The organism is Bacillus sp. ISL-41, from assembly GCF_018613235.1.
Taxonomy (GTDB): domain Bacteria; phylum Bacillota; class Bacilli; order Bacillales; family Cytobacillaceae; genus Mesobacillus.
This window is the reverse complement of sequence record NZ_JAGGQP010000003.1, coordinates 239,864-257,801: the sequence shown is the minus strand read 5'-3', so window position 1 is coordinate 257,801 and position 17,938 is coordinate 239,864. Positions and strand designations below refer to the sequence as shown.

14 protein-coding genes and 1 riboswitch are annotated in these 17,938 nt (G+C 44.7%); of the genes, 11 read left to right on the top strand and 3 right to left on the bottom strand.

What is annotated here, in order from left to right; translation table 11 throughout:
* Window positions 1–200: 200 nt before the first annotated feature.
* Window positions 201–1,256 carry a M20 family metallopeptidase gene (locus J7I80_RS01925; RefSeq protein WP_483297680.1) on the bottom strand — a complete coding sequence of 352 codons (1,056 nt, stop codon included), beginning with the start codon at window positions 1,254–1,256 and terminating at the stop codon, window positions 201–203.
* 279 nt (window positions 1,257–1,535) lie between these two features.
* Here J7I80_RS01925 and J7I80_RS01920 point away from each other — a divergent pair, with 279 nt between their 5' ends.
* From J7I80_RS01920 to J7I80_RS23435, 5 genes are all read left to right on the top strand, one after another.
* Window positions 1,536–5,018, top strand: coding sequence for a bifunctional 2',3'-cyclic-nucleotide 2'-phosphodiesterase/3'-nucleotidase (locus J7I80_RS01920; protein ID WP_214735730.1), 3,483 nt, complete (start codon window positions 1,536–1,538; stop codon window positions 5,016–5,018).
* Window positions 5,019–5,358: 340 nt separating this feature from the next.
* Window positions 5,359–7,746, top strand: a complete 2,388-nt coding sequence (locus tag J7I80_RS01915) for an immune inhibitor A domain-containing protein (protein ID WP_214735729.1) — start codon at window positions 5,359–5,361, stop codon at window positions 7,744–7,746.
* 315 nt (window positions 7,747–8,061) lie between these two features.
* Window positions 8,062–9,204, top strand: a complete 1,143-nt coding sequence (locus J7I80_RS01910) for a DEAD/DEAH box helicase (RefSeq protein ID WP_214735728.1) — start codon at window positions 8,062–8,064, stop codon at window positions 9,202–9,204.
* A 169-nt stretch (window positions 9,205–9,373) separates the two neighbouring features.
* A complete protein-coding gene (locus J7I80_RS01905; protein WP_353050073.1) occupies window positions 9,374–10,861 on the top strand; it encodes an amidase family protein in 1,488 nt (495 codons plus the stop codon).
* A gap of 24 nt (window positions 10,862–10,885) precedes the next feature.
* Window positions 10,886–11,020 carry a hypothetical protein gene (locus J7I80_RS23435; RefSeq protein ID WP_023625781.1) on the top strand — a complete coding sequence of 45 codons (135 nt, stop codon included), beginning with the start codon at window positions 10,886–10,888 and terminating at the stop codon, window positions 11,018–11,020.
* Between the two features lie 77 nt (window positions 11,021–11,097).
* Here the strand turns inward: J7I80_RS23435 and J7I80_RS01900 are convergent, their stop codons facing one another.
* Complete coding sequence (locus tag J7I80_RS01900) at window positions 11,098–11,964, bottom strand: YitT family protein (RefSeq protein WP_214735726.1); 867 nt, start codon at window positions 11,962–11,964, stop codon at window positions 11,098–11,100.
* Window positions 11,965–12,326: 362 nt separating this feature from the next.
* On the opposite strand from J7I80_RS01900, the gene J7I80_RS23200 reads away from it, so the two are divergent.
* The 3 genes from J7I80_RS23200 (at window position 12,327) to J7I80_RS01885 (ending at window position 15,668) form a co-directional block, all read left to right on the top strand.
* Entirely contained in the window at window positions 12,327–13,508 is a 1,182-nt protein-coding gene (locus J7I80_RS23200) for a CBS domain-containing protein (protein WP_251027530.1), read from the top strand.
* A 124-nt stretch (window positions 13,509–13,632) separates the two neighbouring features.
* A riboswitch (SAM riboswitch) is annotated at window positions 13,633–13,734 on the top strand.
* An 84-nt stretch (window positions 13,735–13,818) separates the two neighbouring features.
* On the top strand, window positions 13,819–14,961 hold the full coding sequence (locus J7I80_RS01890; protein ID WP_214735725.1) for a trans-sulfuration enzyme family protein: 1,143 nt from the start codon (window positions 13,819–13,821) through the stop codon (window positions 14,959–14,961).
* A gap of 140 nt (window positions 14,962–15,101) precedes the next feature.
* On the top strand, window positions 15,102–15,668 hold the full coding sequence (locus J7I80_RS01885) for a YflT domain-containing protein (RefSeq protein ID WP_214735724.1): 567 nt from the start codon (window positions 15,102–15,104) through the stop codon (window positions 15,666–15,668).
* Between the two features lie 53 nt (window positions 15,669–15,721).
* Here the strand turns inward: J7I80_RS01885 and J7I80_RS01880 are convergent, their stop codons facing one another.
* Complete coding sequence (locus J7I80_RS01880; protein WP_192469928.1) at window positions 15,722–15,871, bottom strand: hypothetical protein; 150 nt, start codon at window positions 15,869–15,871, stop codon at window positions 15,722–15,724.
* Between the two features lie 120 nt (window positions 15,872–15,991).
* On the opposite strand from J7I80_RS01880, the gene safA reads away from it, so the two are divergent.
* The 3 genes from safA (at window position 15,992) to J7I80_RS01865 (ending at window position 17,801) form a co-directional block, all read left to right on the top strand.
* Window positions 15,992–16,600 (top strand): SafA/ExsA family spore coat assembly protein, encoded by a 609-nt coding sequence (safA, locus tag J7I80_RS01875; RefSeq protein ID WP_214735723.1) that lies wholly within the window; start codon window positions 15,992–15,994, stop codon window positions 16,598–16,600.
* Between the two features lie 181 nt (window positions 16,601–16,781).
* On the top strand, window positions 16,782–17,126 hold the full coding sequence (locus tag J7I80_RS01870; protein ID WP_214735722.1) for a lmo0954 family membrane protein: 345 nt from the start codon (window positions 16,782–16,784) through the stop codon (window positions 17,124–17,126).
* Window positions 17,127–17,156: 30 nt separating this feature from the next.
* Window positions 17,157–17,801 carry a PspA/IM30 family protein gene (locus J7I80_RS01865; protein WP_214735721.1) on the top strand — a complete coding sequence of 215 codons (645 nt, stop codon included), beginning with the start codon at window positions 17,157–17,159 and terminating at the stop codon, window positions 17,799–17,801.
* Window positions 17,802–17,938: the final 137 nt, after the last annotated feature.

Genomic DNA, 17,938 nt, shown 5'->3' with positions numbered 1-17,938 from the left:
AGTGTCGCCTCCTAGAAACTCCGAAACTTCGACTCCGCCGGCAGAAGCAAAGTGCGCTTCTTTGTCGGAGTCTCCAGTTTCTGCGTTTCTGGACAGTCTCTATACTTTTCGAGTTCGGTCCGCCCGATGAAGTCAAAGAGCGACTTCACCGGTCGGCCCTCCAACGCTGGTCGGGGCTGAACAAGGCGCTTGCGCTTTTCTTAATAGCTTTTAACGTAATCCATCAAAATCTCTTTATACTTTTCCAGCGATTCCAGCTCGATAAACTCGTCATCCCCATGCCAGTTCGCTCCGCTTGGACCAAACTCGATTGCCGGGATTCCGTGTGCTGCGAAATACTGGGTATCTGCTGCCCCGTGCTGGCCGAAAATTACTGCTTCGCCGGCAATGTGTTTTTCCAAAACGGGTTTCAGCTGAGTAATGAATGGGTCATCGTGTTTTGTCGCCACAGGGATTCCCTTCAACCCTACGGTAACTTTGCCGTCTGAAATCCCCTCGATTTGCTGCACCATCGAATCAGGATCTTGTCCAGGGAGATAGCGTATATCAAGGGACATCACACAATGATCTGGTACCTTGTTAAAAACTTCACCACCGGATATGATGGCAAGGTTAACAGATGGTGAAGGATAAAACTCCGAGCTTTCTTTTGTAAAAGGCAGTTCCTGCAGTTTTTCGTAAACTCGATACGCCTTGACAATGGCATTATCGCCTTCCCACGGCCGGCTGCCGTGGGCGGATTTTCCGGTGACTTCGACTTCGAGCCTCAATACACCTTTGGCCTGCAGGGCGATCCCCAGCTGTGTTGGTTCAGAAGAGATGACAAAATCTCCGCGGTAATCATTTTCTACAAGGTAGCCAGTACAATTCATCCCGCCAATCTCTTCGTCCGAAACAATCTGCAGCTGGATTTTCACTCCGATTTTTTGGCTGCGCAACTCTTTCATCGCGACCATCATCGCGGCAACGCCAGCTTTCATATCAGCCGCGCCTCTTGCGTAGATCCGGCCATTCTTTTCAACGGGAACGAATTGCTCTTTTTTGCCGCTGACGACATCAACATGTCCGTTGAATACAATCGTTTTATCTCCCTCGCCAATCTCGCAGACCAGCATTTTATATCCATTATTCTCAATCAAACTCGGCTGCAATTCATGCTCGATAAGCCACTGCTTGCAAAATTCCACCGCCTGATTGGCACCTTCCTTCGTGGAGCTGTCAATCAGGATCAATTCTTTCAATAATTCCTTCATAATTTAAACACTCCTTGAAAAGGTTCTACAATACAATACCACTCTAGTTCATTTTCAATCTCAATAATATATGGCAGAAGAGCCTATCAGGAGATACTTATTTTAAATCATTCGAATGGGAATTTAGTTATAAGGGTGTGTATATAAAATAGGGTGAAATAGGCCCAAATGCAAGCGTTTTTATGACGAAATGTTTAGAAAAGTCAGGTCTATCAGTCCATTTCCGATTTCGTGAATCCTACTATAATTAAACACGTATCTACCAATTTAATCATTAAGGAGATGGATTTCTTGAAGAAGCCTTTGCGCAAGATAGGAAAAACTGTTGTCGCAACAACAATGGCATTGTCTGTGTTAGCGGGCCCAGTTTCTTATAAATCATTTGCAGCTGGGAAGCCTGATCAGGCAGGGAAGCATGAAGTGCAGCTGCGTATTATGGGAACAACAGATATTCATACAAATTTATATAACTACGATTACTATAAAGGAGTGGCGGTTCCGGACTTCGGCCTGGCTAAAACAGCTACTTTAATTAAAGAAGCAAGAGAAGAAGAAGCTGGGAAAAACAGCTTGTTATTCGATAATGGTGACTTGATTCAGGGGAATCCGCTCGGCGATTATAAAGCCAAGGTAGATGTACTTGAAGATGGGGAAATGCACCCTGTTTTTGAAGCTATGGAACTACTGGACTATGATGCTGCGACAGTTGGAAACCATGAGTTTAACTATGGATTGGACTACCTTGACGAAGTGCTGGATGACGCACCAATGCCATATGTAAATGCGAATGTTTACAAGTATGATGGCGATGACAATCCTGACAATGATGAAAACTATTTTAAGCCTTATACTGTCTTTAATAAAAAGGTAACGGATGCAAATGGCAAAACCCAGGTGATTAAAATTGGGGTTGTCGGTGCGGTGACACCGCAAATCGTTCAGTGGGACAAAGCGAATCTTGACGGGAAAGTGATTACGAAAGATATTGTAAAATCAGTAGAATCCCAAATTCCTAAAATGAAAGAAGAGGGCGCTGATATTATCATTGCACTTGCCCACTCTGGTATCGGCGACGAAAAAGTAGTTGAGATGGAAGAAAACGCTGCCTACGATCTGACAAAAGTCGAAGGAATCGATGCCATCATCTCCGGCCATAATCACCTGAACTTCCCAGGCAACTTCATTGGATTGCCAGGCGTTGATGCTGAAAACGGCACAATCAATGGAGTTCCGGTTGTCATGCCAGGAAGCTGGGGAAATCAGCTTGGTGTCATGGACCTTACCATTGTAAAAGAAAAAGGTAAATGGAATGTGAAGAGTTCCAAGGCTCAATTAAGAGCTGTCTATGATAAAACGACTAAGACAGAGTTGGCGAAACCCGATTCAGAAATTTTAGAAGCGGTAAAAGAAGATCATGAAGGTACGGTGGAGTATGTAAACCAGCCGGTAGGCAAAACGACTGCCGATATCCACAGCTATTTTGCTTTAGTCCAGGATGATCCATCTATCCAAATCGTTACGAACGCACAAAAATGGTATGCTGAGCAAAAAGTAAAAGGTACTGCAGACGAGAATCTGCCAATCCTTTCAGCGGGAGCTCCTTTTAAAGCAGGCGGACGCAATGGTTCAGAATACTATACGTATATCCCTGAGGGAACAATTGCAATCAAGAACGTAGCAGACCTTTATCTGTATCCAAACACAGTGGCTACAATCAAGGTGACAGGTGCGGATGTTAAGGAATGGCTTGAAATGTCTGCAGGACAGTTCAACCAAATCAACGAAAATAAAACGGATGAACAAGAGTTAATCAACACTAGCTTCCCAACTTATAACTATGATGTCATCGATGGCGTAACTTACGAAATTGATGTTACCGAACCAGCAAAATATGATAAGGATGGAATTGAGATTAATTCTAATGCAAACCGGATTAAAAACCTCCAATATAATGGACAGCCAATCGATCTTGATCAGGAATTCCTTGTTGTAACGAATAACTATCGTGCAAACGGCACCTTCCCGGGTGTCAGGAATAAAACGGCAGTGGAAATGTATCCGGATGAAAATCGCCAGGTAATCATCGATTATATCAGTGAACTGGAAACAATTGACCCATCTGCTGATAACAACTGGAGCTTTGCAGGAGTAGAAAAAGAGCTGAATGTAACATTTACTTCTTCACCTTCTGCACAAGAAGCGCTTCCGGAGACAGGTCTGATTAATTATGCTGGAAATGCTGCAGATGGTTTTGCAAAGTACCAGCTGCACCTGCCAATCGGCCTTCAGCTTTTGGGAATCAATGATTTCCATGGCCAGCTGGACACTTATAACTCAAAAATCAATGCAGGCGGTGTTGAATACCTTGCTGCATATTTGAAAGAACGCGAAGCTGAAAATCCTAATACATTGATGCTTCATGCAGGCGATGCTGTAGGAGCTAGCTCCCCGGTATCCGCTTTGCTTCAGGACGAGCCTACAATCAAAATTTTGAACGAGCTTGGTTTTGACGCAGGTACTGTCGGAAACCACGAGTTTGATGAAGGTGTAGAGGAAATGATGCGCTTGATCGATGGTGGAGCCCATCCGAAAACAGTGGACAAGTATGGTGTATTTGAAGGTGCCAACTTCCCTTATGTCGCGGCTAATGTTGTTGACAAAGTTACAGGTGAGAACATTTTAGAGCCATATACAGTAATCGACGTAAATGGAATACCAGTCGGTGTCATCGGTGTAGCTTTATCTGATACACCAAACATTGTCATTCCAAGTGCAGTTCAGGATGTGCAATTCACCGACGAAACTGAAGCGATCAACCTCTATACTGAGGAGTTAAAGGCGCAAGGTGTTGAAACAATTGTTGTTTTAGCGCATAACCCATCTTTTTCAAAAATGGATGGTTCTGACGCAGGTGAAGAGCTTGTTGAGATCGCTCGAAATGTGGATGATGAAGTAGATGTGTTATTAGGCGGACATAATCACGCTTACACTAACACAAAAGTTGACGGCAAAATTGTCGTTCAGTCCTATTCTTCTGGTACAGCTTTTTCAGATGTAGATTTATTGATCAACCCTGTAACGAAGGATGTCATGGTTGGCAAATCAGAAATCGTCACAACATACCGTGATCAAATTGAGCCAGATGCTGAAATTAAAGCGATGCTTGACACCTATGTAGCGGATGTTGCACCAATTCTGAATGAAGTAATCGGGACATCTCTTTCTTACATCAGCCGTGATACAAGTGCTTCTGGTGAATCTGCAATGGGTAACCTCGTGGCAGATGCAATGCGTTGGGAGACAGGAACTGATTTTGCCTTCATGAACTCAGGCGGGGTCCGTGCTGACATTGATGCAGGTGAAATCACGTGGAAAGAAGCTTTCACCGTTCAGCCATTCGGTAATGATCTTGTAAAAATGAATGTGACTGGTGAAGTCATCAAGACATTGCTAGAGCAGCAATGGGGCAGTAAAGTCCGTATCATGCCAATTTCAGGCTTGAAGGTAACTTACGATGATTCAAGAGCTGCCGGAGACCGTATTGTGTCGATAACGAAGAATGATGGAACACCAGTTGAAATGGATCAAACCTATTCAATCACAGTCAACAACTACATGGCTGGAGGCGGGGATGGATATGCAATCCTTGCGACCATTACTGACAAGACAATCGATGTAGTCGATTTGGATGCATTGGTCAACTATATCAAGGCTCACGGTGAAGTTAATCCGCAAATTGAGGGTCGTGTAACGAAATTAAATTAATAGTTTAGAAGGGGAGGGCAATATTTGCTCTCCTTTTTTTGCGTAAACCACTATTTTCCTGATAGTCCATTTGAATCAAATTTAGATACACGAAGAAAATTTCCCAATATAACGCTTTATTAAAATAGTTTTATTGACACTTCTTTTTGAGATGGAAACAGGATGATAGGCTCAGTTTTATTTTAAAAGTGAGGTTTTTTATTAAAAACGAGTAATTTTATAGGTAAATATTATTATTTTATAAAAATTTACAATATTTCAAAACCTTGCTACAATTTCAATCAGATTCTTCTGAAAATATGAAAAATCGAAACTTGGAAAATAGCAGGGGGTTATCTTTTTGAAGAAGAAAAGTTCGTTGAAGGTTCTATCCAGCGTCGCGGCAAGTGCTGTCTTCGCATCAACATTATTTGCGGGTTCGTTTGCTGGGCCAACTGCAGCACCCAAGAGTGTGGCAGCTGCGACAGCTCCTGAATCTGCACCAATAGACTTGAACATTGTTGACCAGGATCGCCTGGCAAAGGCTTTGCAGGAGCGAGGCCTGATTGCGAAAGGTGCTTCACCTGAGGAAGTCAATAAAGCGGTAACAGAATATATTAAACAGAAGCAGGGAGCAAAAGCAGGCAAGACAGATAATCACGCTGCTGAACATGAAATGGCAAAGAAGTCCAAGGACTTTTTGACAAAGCAAAAGGACAAGCTGACTAAGCAGCTTGAAAAAGGGCATGACAACTACAAAACGGGCAAGCCAACTGGATATGCGAAAGTAGATCCTGCGAAACAAGCTGCTTACAATGGTACAGTCAGGGAAGATAAGGTTCTTGTTCTTCTGGCTGAATTTGCAGACTTCAAGCACAATAACATTGAGCAAGAAGAAGGCTATATGTATTCAGACGACTTCAGCCGCGAGCATTATGAAAAAATGCTGTTCGGTGACGAAGAGTTCACATTATTCAATGGTGAAAAGGTTCAAACGTTCAAGCAATATTATGAAGAACAGTCTGGCGGCAGCTACACAGTTGACGGACATGTTACGGACTGGGTGACGGTACCTGGAAATGCAGCAGATTATGGTGACGACAATCCAGAGGGCGGACATGATAACCTGAATCCTAAAGGACCGCGTGACTTTGTAAAGGATGCATTGAATGCTGCTGTTGAAAGCGGCCTTGATCTTTCTCAGTTTGATGAATTCGATCTTTATGATTTAGACGGCGACGGAAACCAGAACGAGCCGGATGGACTCGTTGACCACTTGATGGTCCTTCACGCTGGTGTTGGCCAGGAAGCTGGAGGCGGCAAGCTTGGTGACAATGCTATTTGGTCACACCGCTGGGTATTGAATGGCGTTCATAGAGTCCCTGGCACTGAAGGAACTGCTCAAGTACCATACTGGGGCGGATCAATGGCTGCCTACGACTACACAATCGAGCCTGAAGATGGAGCAGTTGGTGTATTCGCACACGAATTCGGACATGACCTGGGTCTTCCAGATGAGTACGATACACAGTACACTGGACAAGGTGAGCCGGTTGCATCATGGTCGATCATGAGCGGCGGCAGCTGGAATGGAGCAGTAGCAGGCACAGAGCCGACAAGCTTCTCTCCGCAGAACAAGGAGTACTTCCAAAAGATCATGGGCGGCAACTGGGCTAACATCACGGAAGTGAATTACGATGAAATAGACGAAAATGGTTTAACTGCTGTTATCGACCAGAGTGTAACGAAGTCGAAGAATAACGGTATTGTAAAAGTTAATCTTCCTAAGAAGAAGGTAAAGGGCATTGAGCCTGCTTTCGGTGAAAAGTACTACTACAGCAAAAAAGGTGATGACCTGCACACTGCATTGGAAACACCTGTATTTGACCTGACAGCTGCAACGACAGCAACTTTCGACTACAAAGCATGGTACGAAGTGGAATTCGATTATGACTATGTATATGTAAATGCTGTGACTGAAGACGGCACGGAAGTTCAATTGGATCTTATCGGCGACGAAAACACTGCTGGCGGCATGGAAACAACTCAAGGGCAGTGGGAAGACAAGTCTTATGACTTAAGCCAGTTCGCAGGACAGAAAGTGAAGCTTGTGTTTGATTATGTAACAGACGGAGGACTTGCTCCTGAAGGTTTCGCAATAGATAACCTTAGCCTGACTGTTGACGGCGAAGTTGCTTTCTCTGACGATGCAGAAGGCACTCAACAAGTGACTCTTGATGGTTTTATCTCTTCAAACGGTTTGTTTGATAAAGACCACTACTACTATCTTGAGTGGAGAAACTACGCTGGCGCTGACAAAGGCTTGATTGAAGGCCGCGGCGTGAAGTACAACACTGGTTTGGTTGTCTGGTATGGTGACGACAGCTTCACAGACAACTGGGTTGGCGTCCACCCGGGCGAAGGCTTCATCGGGGTTGTTGACTCTCATCCAGAAGCAATCGTCGGCACGCTCAATGGACAGGATTCTGTAAAGAGCAGCACACGCTACCAAATCTCTGACGCAGCATTCTCACTTGATAAGGCACCTGCCTGGACAGTTGATTCTCCATCACGCGGAGTGTTCGATTATGAAGGCCTTCCAGGTGTGGCAACATTTGATGACTCACACAAGTACATCAACGAACTGATCCCGGATGCAGGCAAAAAGCTGCCTAACTACGGATTGAAGTTCCAGGTCATCGGCGAAGCGAAGGATAACTCAGCTGGTGCAGTTTGGATCCATAAATAAGATTTAGGTTTTGAAGACATCGGGCGAATTCTCGCTCGATGTCTTTTTATGATATTCGGAGACAGCACACGCTCGATGTCTTTTTATGAATTGGAAAAAATCGCTCAGAATTTCCAACTCGCCAATAAAATAGGAATTTCGCCAATATAATAAAAATTTTCGCCAATAAAGTTGTGAAATCGCGAATAAAACGCAATCAGGCAAAAAACAATCTATAATAAAAAGTGCAAAACGCCAATTTTTAGGGGAATACTGGACTTATAATCGTGTTTTAGCTAGTATCAATACTAGAATGTTTAACTGAAGGAGAAAATCATGTCAGAAACTCAACAAATTATCGCACAACTACAACCGTTCCTGCAGCAGGCCTGGGAGAAGGCCGGATTCGAGACGATGACTTCTGTCCAGACGACAGCAATTCCGCTAATAATAGAAGGAAAAGATGTTGTCGGAGAGTCACCGACTGGTACTGGTAAAACTTTGGCGTACCTGCTTCCTGTTTTAAATAAAATCGATCCTAAAATGCAGAATACACAGGCAGTCATCCTTGCTTCGTCGCAGGAGCTTGTTATGCAGATCCTGTCCGAAATCCAGAAATGGGGCGAAGGCAGCGGAATCAAATCGGCAAGCTTGATCGGCGGTGCGAACCTGAAGCGCCAGATTGACAAGCTGAAAAAGAGCCCGCACATCATCGTCGGAACTCCAGGGCGGACGAATGAACTGATCAAACAGAAGAAACTGAAAATGCATAAAGTCCATACAGTCGTCCTAGATGAAGGCGATCAGCTTCTGACCCCCGAGCATAATGAAACGGTAAAAAGCATTGTCAAGTCGACACTTGCTGATCAAAGACAGCTTCTGCTATTTTCAGCCACTCTTCCAGAGACTGTCGAAAAATCAATCAAGAGATTGGCGAAGGATCCAGAGATCATCAATGTCAAAAAGGACGAAACGATCGATGCTGCCAAAGTTGAGCATATTTATTTTCTCAGCGAGCAGCGTGACAAGATCAAAGTCCTTGAGAAGATTGCTCGCCTGGATGGAACGAAGTCACTTGTTTTCATCAAGGACATCGCGAACCTGACTATCGCTGCTGAAAAACTGAAGTTTAAGGACATTCATGTCGGCCAGCTGCACAGTGATTTGGACAAGCAGGACCGTCAGCGTTATTTGAATAAGTTCCGGGACGGCAACAGAGAAATGCTGCTAGTCACCGAAGTTGCAGCGCGTGGTTTGGATATTAAAGGTGTCACTCACGTTGTCCACTATGATTTCCCGAGAGAGCAGGACCAATACATCCACCGCTCCGGACGCACAGGCCGATTTGGCGCGGAGGGAACCGTAATCTCGATCGTTAATGAACGTGAAGAACGCGATTTGAAAAGGTTCTGCAAGGCACTTAATATTACGCCGGTGCAAAAAGAATTTTACGGCGGTAAAATTGTCGACCCAGAATAATGAGTTACGAAGCTATAGGATCTACTTCTATAGCTTTTTTACTGCAAACAAAGGTTTTTTTGAAAAAGAGTCAGAATATATATTCCGTAGATTATTTTTGAAGGCTATGAAAAAGCGGCTGTAATCACCAGCCGAATTCACATAGCCTTTTTGAAAGGAAATGTTGAACGTGAAAAGTCCACATTTGAATACATTGATGGCAGAGTGGCTGCCGGAAGCGACGATTGATGAGATGCAGGAGAAAATGGAGAAGGGCGAGCTGTCTTCCCATGATCTTGTTCTGATGTATCAGGCCCGAATCGCGGCTTTTGATGAAACAACCAAATCAGTGCTTGAGGTGAATCCGGATGCATTACAGATTGCGGCTTCACTGGATGCTGAACGAAAACAGAAAGGTCCCAGAGGCCCTTTGCACGGTATTCCGATCCTTGTAAAAGATAATATTGATACAAACGATAAAATGCATACTAGTGCTGGATCGCTGGCATTAAAGGACTCCTTTGCGCAGAAAGATTCCCTTGTCGCTGCAAAGCTAAGGGAAGCAGGCGCCGTCATTCTTGGCAAGACAAATATGACAGAGTGGGCAAACTTCATGGCGAATGGCATGAAGAGCGGATACAGCTCCCGCGGTGGCCAGGTGCTGAATCCGTACGGTCCAGGGAAGTTTGATGTCGGCGGCTCGAGTGCTGGTTCCGGCGCCGCAATTGCCGCTAATTTGGCTGCGGTTGCGGTTGGAACAGAAACAGATGGCTCGATTTTAAATCCTTCTTCCAAAAATTCATTGGTGGGCATCAAGCCGACAGTCGGACTTGTCAGCCGCAGCGGCATCATCCCGATTGCCCACACTCAGGATACAGCTGGCCCGATGGCGAGAACTGTAAAAGACGCGGTTTACCTTTTGGAAGCGATTGTCGGCCAGGATCCGCAAGACCCGGCAACGATGGTCAGCTTTCCGGAATTCAGTCACGGCTCTCTTTTCGATGAACATGCATTAAAAGGAGCCAAAATCGCTGTTGTCAGGGAAGAGTATATTGGCAAGTGGACCCAGGAGCAGGAGCATATTTTTCAAAAAGCGGTTGAAAAACTGGAAGAGCTTGGCGCAGAGATCGTTGAAGCAGAAATCCCGGCGGCGAAAGCAACCTGGGGGTACAAAGTTTTGAGCTATGAATTCAAAGCGGATTTGAATGCTTATCTGAACGGTCTGGCACCGAATGTTCCAGTCAGGACGCTTGCTGACGTGATTGCTTTCAATTATGAGCATGGCGAGAAAATGCTGAAATACGGGCAGGAAGTGCTGCTCGAATCGGATGCGACAAGCGGGACACTGACCGAGGCTGAGTACCTCGAAGAGCTCGAATACAATCTTTATATGGCAAGGGAGCAGGGAATTGACTATGCATTGAAAGAATATGGAGCGGATGCGGTGCTGTTCCCGATGGATGGCTCAACAATCGGCTCAAAAGCAGGGTACCCATCCGTTACGGTCCCGACTGCTTTTACTGAAGATGGAGAGCCAGTCGGCATCACCTTCTCGGGTACTGCCTTCAGCGAACCATTGCTGATCAGGCTTGCCTATGCATACGAGCAGGCAACTAAGGTGCGCCAGGCGCCTGAACTTAGAATAAACGCCGGAGAAAAAATCCATACTACTTCATGAATCCATCAAAAGGAGCGAGGTAGAATGGGTAGACAAAAGCTTGGCAACGGAAACGCCCAGCGCAACAACAACAAGAAGAAGGGCAACAACACACCCGAAGAACTAGTCGAATTCACAACAGGCCAGAAAGAAAAGAAATTCAACAATCCGATTGATTGACAGCAAAGTGCCCCGGCGATTCTTCGCCAGGGCACTTTTTAAAAATTGTCCTCATTCACAAGGCTGATGCCGCCTTATTAATGTCCGCTGCTCCTATCAAAGTTGCTTCCTGAAACGTCGGCGACATTTTCAATGGCGACAAGCGCATTTGGATCGATTTCGTTGACAACTGAGCGCAGTGTGGACAATTCGATCCGGCTGACGATGGTGTAGATGATTTTCTTTGGTTCACTTGAAAAAACACCCTGACCCTGGATGTAGGTCATGCCCCGGCCTAATTGTTTTAGCAATGCTTCGGCGATTTCTTCAGGAACATCGGAAATGATTGTGACGGATTTTAGCTCCTCCATCCCTTCGACGACGACGTCGATCATCTTGAAGGCAATGAAATAGGTGATGATGGAGTACATGGCCGTTTCCCAGCTGAACACGAGCAGGGCGGCTAAAATGAAGATGAATAAGTTCATGACCATGACAATCTGACCGACAGAGACGGTGCGCTTTTTGCTGACAAGGATGGCGATGATTTCGGTTCCATCCAGTGCGCCGCCTGCCCGGATGACCAGACCAACCCCTGTGCCAAGGATTACCGCTCCGATGATCGTTGCTAAAAATAAATCATCCGTCACAGGTTCAAAATGGTGTAAATAAGCAGTCGCGCCGGATAAAATAATGACTCCATATAAGGTGCGGAGCGTAAATTTCAATCCCATTCTCCGATATCCGATATATAGGAAAGGAAGGTTAAACACTAACAGGAATATACTCATTGAGATGTTCGTCAGTTCCGCTGCGATGATTGACAGCCCGATGACCCCTCCGTCAAGGATCGCGTTAGGAACCAGGAACAGATCGAGCCCGAATGCCGCGATAACCGCGCCGATTGTGATCGTCACAAGCTGTGTGACCTCTTTGATTATTCTTTTTTTCTTCGTTGTTGCCACTAAAGATCAAACCCTTTTCTATTAAGAATGTTTTCGCATTGATTGTTAATTTTCGTTATTAATCTATCAACCGCATTTTGGCTAGCTTCAAGGGGCCCTTTTCTAGCAGATCCTTAACTGAAATGCATAAGAAAACGTAAAAATTCATAACCTGATTTTTACGTTTGACTATGAAAGCAACAAAGTTTACGAAAAGAGACTCTATAAAAACTCTACTATTAATAAGTAATGTATGTACTATACTTATTGTATCAAACATTAAAGCTAGCTGGTATTTTTTCATTATATATCCATGATTAGTAAAACCGGTAAATGGGGTAATGAGAAGGGGGAAGTTATTTGAAATTACGGAGGGGCTTTTTTTGGCTAACAATACTCAAGCTAAACATAAATCAAATAATCAGTCAGATTCAAAAAATAAGAAGAATCATCAGACTGGTAAAAATAAGAGAAAGTCATATATGAGAACTAACCCTAAGCCGCAGGAGAATGAGGAAAACAGACTGAAGCGGGCTGATGAAAGGAATCAAAAGCATGATGGCAATAAAGGAAGCGAAAATGGGAAGCCATCACATCAATCAAAAAAAGAAAAGGGCAACTCTTCTTCAAATCATTCAAAAAACGATAAAAGCAGGTCTTCCACCCAACAGGCCGGCAATGGCAATGGAAAGGCATCTTCCAATCAATCCAAGAATGGTAAAGAAAATGGTAAACTAGCCTCAAATCAATCGATAAACGGCAATGGGAATAAGGGTGGGAATGAAGGCGGCAAGAATTCATCAAACAAAAATCCTGATTCAGGAGCGAAAACTTCAGAAGATCAAGAAGTAAAGCATAAAGAGCAATCCGGCAAGTTCGAGACGGCCTTTAACAGGATTCACAAAGCGCTGAAAGAAATGGTAAAGGGAACGGACAGCGATGCGTTCGTGGAACTGCTGTACTCTGGGTATAAAAATCATTCATTGGTTCGTAAATATAAAAGTGAGCTGCATCAGTTTGCGAAGCTTCGCAATGCGATTGTCCATGAGCGGGTGAACGCAGATTATTATATTGCCGAGCCGCATATCGAGGTGGTCGAACGGATTGAGGAGATCGCAAGGGAGTTTGAGAAGCCGCAGACGGCACTATCAATCGCGACCAGCCCGGTGTTTTACTATTACGAGGATGCCTATCTTAAAGATGTTCTAAAGGTGATCAATAAGTTTGATTTTACACGATTCCCTGTCTACGACAAGGATGATAAGTATGTTGCCTTGCTGACTTCAACGGAAATCATCCAGTGGCTGGCGAAGCATTTTTCCGACAGTGTGGTCCATTTCGAGGACGTCCGTGTAAAAGAGCTTTTGACGAAGGGGAAAAATTACTTTGTGACCTTTGTGGATGAGGCTGCATCACTTTATCATATTGAAGAATTATTCGAGCGATACCATACAAGAGGCAAGAAACTGCAGGCAGTCATCATTACGGAAACGGGAGACCGCCACGGTAAGCCAATTGGAGTGATAACGCCGTGGGACTTGCTTGACAGCGATCCGGAAGATTGAGCAGCCAATCTTCCAGCTGTCTCCAGCGTGAATCCAGTGTTTTCAGTGTGTGAACTGTCATTGACGATAAACCAGGGATGCTGATATACTTCAGCTATCTAAACTATTTTTAAAACCGAAATAACTCTTATCAAGAGCGGCGGAGGGACAGGCCCTGTGAAGCCCGGCAACCATCGTTTAAAATGAAAGGTGCTAATTCCTGAAGATTGCAGTCTGAAGATAAGTGAGGCTGACTGTAACCTCTCCTTATTTGGAGAGGTTTTTTATGATTATTTTTTCCATACTACAAATTCTAAAAGCAGGTGACCAAATGGCGAAAAAATTTGAAACGGAAGTACTTCATTCCATACATAAGAAGCAAACAGGAATTAAGAGCAAGGCGACACCGATTTATCAGACATCAGCATTTACCTTTAATGACCTTGATGAGCTTGAGGGCTTTTATCAGGGAGAGGGAAATTATTTATATTCAAGAGTTGGAAATCCAAATACGGATGAACTTGGTCAATCCTTAGCGGCACTTGAACTTGCGGAAGACGGGGCAGCAGCTTCCTCTGGTTTGGCTGCGATTTTAGCTGGTGTCCTGGCAGTGGTGAAGAATGGCGATCATATTGTTGCGGCTGATGATGTTTACGGCGGCAGTTTTCATATGCTGAAAGCTGAATTGGAGCGCTTTGGAATCGAAACAACGTTTGTCTCGTTTGCAGACCTAGAAAATGTAGAGCAGGCCATCAAATCCAATACGAAACTTCTTTACACAGAGTCCATCACAAATCCGCTCCTCCGTGTTGAAAAATTGGAGGACGTCATTGCGCTGGCTAAGAAAAGAAATCTTACTGTATTAGTTGATAATACGTTCGCTACACCGCTTTATGTCCGCCCGTTATTGCTAGGAGCCGATCTTGTCGTCCACAGTGCCACGAAATACATCGGAGGCCACAGTGATGTTACCTCTGGTGTTATCGTTGGCAAGAAGGTATTGATAGCAGAAGCGCGCGCAAGAATCGTGAATCTTGGTGCGAACCTCAGCCCGTTTGAAGCGTGGCTGACTTGCAGAGGGTTGAAGACCCTTGCTTTAAGAATGAAAGCTCAATCGGAAAATGCCAGGTTGCTGGCTGACAGTCTGAAGGAACATCAGAATGTTTCAAAGGTATATTATCCATTTTCAGAAGGTGAAAAAGGTTTTGGTGCCATCGTAACAATTGAACTGGCAGAACACGTGGATACAGACAGGTTTTTGAAATCGCTTGGTTGGATAAAGATTGTGCCTACACTTGCGGGAGTTGAAACGACTGTCTCCCATCCGCTGAAAACCTCCCATCGCGCGCTGCCTCCAAAGGCTCAGGCAGAGCTTGGCATTACGTATCGACTAGTCAGGATTTCAGTGGGAATCGAGAATAGCCAGGATATAATCGAGCAATTTGAAGCTGCACTGACTGAGGCTGGAAATTAAAAAATTTCGGGTTGCTTCGAATTTAACTAAAAAAGTCTCTTTGGTTTATCATATCAGCAGTTAATCGTTCGACATAAGGTTTACGCCTCCTGTGTGTGGGTATTTTTATAGGGACTACTCGTCTAAAGGAGGCTTTTAATATGTTTGAACATGAAAAACATCTTGTTGGAGTATATGATAACGAGCAAGACGCAATCCAGGCTGTTGAGGACCTGAAAAGACAGGGATACTCAACCGATGACATTTCTGTAATCAGTAAAAACGAAGATGAGGTTCACGATGTAAACGAAGCTACCGGTACAAAGACTGAGGAAGGTCTTGCTGCAGGAGCGGCAACAGGCGGCGTATTAGGCGGCCTTACTGGATTATTGGCAGGCATCGGCGCACTTGCGATCCCTGGAATCGGTCCAATCGTAGCTGCGGGCCCAATCGCTGCGACACTTACTGGCGCTGCAGTAGGCGCAGGTGCAGGCGGTTTGGCTGGAGCACTGATCGGAATGGGTATTCCGGAAGATGAAGCAGAACGCTACGAAGGCTATGTAAAAGAAGGTAAGATTCTCGTTGTTGTCGAGCGCGACGAAAACAGAGTTGGCCTGAATGATCGTACTACAGCGATTGATGGCACTAGGACTGGAAACCCAGTTGATGCACCGCTGACTTCGGACAACCCTGCCAACACTCGTTTTGATAACACACGCGACTTTTAATAACCATGCCATATAAAAAGGCTGCCAGATCATTCTGGCAGCCTTTTGGCATCCTACGACTTACTCTTTCTCTCCGTATCCAATAAATCGATCCGACTGGCGTCATCGTAATTGAAAGCGGATGTGATGAAGAACATCAACATGCCGCCGATTATACCGAGACAAATGACAAAACCAATGGTCATCACCCAAAGATAGCCCATAATTCGCATTCCTCCCTTGATTAATCTATATGCAACGTGCTTGTGATGTTTTCTTATAAAAAAATAATAAAGTATAATTTCTTGGATTATTCTCATCCTATCAGGTGAGGAGGATGGAAAATGTTCAAGAAAATAATATTAGCTCTGCTTTTAATGGTAATAGCCATCCCGACTGTTTCGTTTGCCCAGCAAGTCCACACAGTACGGCCCGGGGACACTCTATGGAAAATTTCAGTCAGGTACCAGGTTGGACTTTCCGAAATCATCGCCGCCAACCCGCAGTTTAAAAATCCAAATTTGATTTATCCTGGCCAGAGGGTGAATATCCCTACAATAAGAGCAACAAAGAGTATCGAAAGCCAGGTAATCCAGCTTACAAACCAGGAGCGCGCCAAGAATGGCCTGAAGCCACTTGCTGCTGACTGGCAGCTCTCCAGGGTCGCCAGATATAAATCAGCAGATATGAGAGACAAAAATTATTTCTCCCATACCAGTCCCACATACGGCAGTCCCTTCACGATGATGAAGAGCTTCGGAATCAATTACCGAAGTGCTGCCGAAAACATTGCAGCCGGCCAAAGAACACCAAATGAAGTGGTCCAATCATGGATGAACAGTCCTGGGCACCGGAAGAACATCCTTAGCCCTGCGTACACCCATATTGGTGTCGGGCATGTAACCGGCGGCAACTATGGTCACTATTGGACGCAAATGTTTATTGCAAAATAAATAGTACGAATGGAAATAACCCGGTTAATGGAGACCGGGTTATTTTTTTGGTTGCCCCAGAATTGAATGGTCCGGTATCAAGCTAAGCCTCAGGTCCTAGTGCAAAATCAAGCTCAGGCACGTTATTGAAGTTTTGCCAGAAAGGTAAGATGTAATCATAAGAGATAAGGAGGAATTGAACATGAAAAAATTTGGTTTACTGGTTGCCGGTTCCATTGCAGCCATGGTGCTGATTTCAAACCTTGGCCCGCTCGTCGGACTTGGGGTCAGCCTGCTGGTGCTCTACTTCGTCGTCAAACAATTTTTAAAGACAGATTCAACTGCCGCAAAGATCGGCTGGGGAGTCGCCGGCTTCGTCATCTTGATGGCGACAGCTTCTAACGTCCCGGCTATCCTGGGAATCGCAGCTGCTTATGTCCTGTACCTTGTATACAAGAACTGGGATAAAAAAGAAGATGTGATTCGCGAAGATAACGATCCTTTCGTCAACTTTGAAAAGCAGTGGGCACAATTGAATAACAAATAAAATCATCAATATCAAAAGGAGAGATAGTAAATGGCAAATCTATTAACAAGAATCAAAAACACGGTAATGGCAGATCTTCACGAGGCACTTGACCAGAAGGAAAAGAAAAATCCGATAGCGTTGTTGAATCAGTATCTTCGCGAATGTGAAGCGGAAACAGAAAAGGTCAGAAAGCTGCTCGAGCGCCAAGGACAGTTGAAGGAACAGTTTGCCCGTGAACATCAGCAAGCACTTGAAATGGCCGAAAAACGGAAGTATCAATCAGAGGTGGCGATGAGAGCCGGTGAAACGGACCTCCAGGAGTTTGCACAGCAGGAACAGGTGCAGTATGAAGAGCGCGGAGCCAGGCTGAAGGAAGCAAAGGAAAATGCGGTCAAGCAGCAGCTCGAGCTTGAGCGGAAGTATGAAGAAATGAAGCATAAGTTAAAAGACATGCACATCCGCAGGCTTGAACTGATGGGCCGGGAAAATGTAACACGCGCCCACCATAGAATGGACCAGGTGCTCGATAACAATCCATATTCTGACCAAGCTTATTCAAGGTTCGCAGACATGGAAAACTACCTTGACCAACTCGAGGAGAAAGTGAACAACAACTATAATCGCAATACAATTGACAGCAGGATTGCCCAGCTCGAAAAAGAGTTCAAAAATAAAGAAACACATACTATTTGATAGGCAAAACATGGTATTCTATAGAGGCGCAGGCAGCTGCGCCTTTTCGGATATTACCTCGAAAAGACTTCATAATAAAAATCCTCTATCATATATTCCATTTTTAAAATAAATCTAGGGGAAGGGAGGAAAACAGC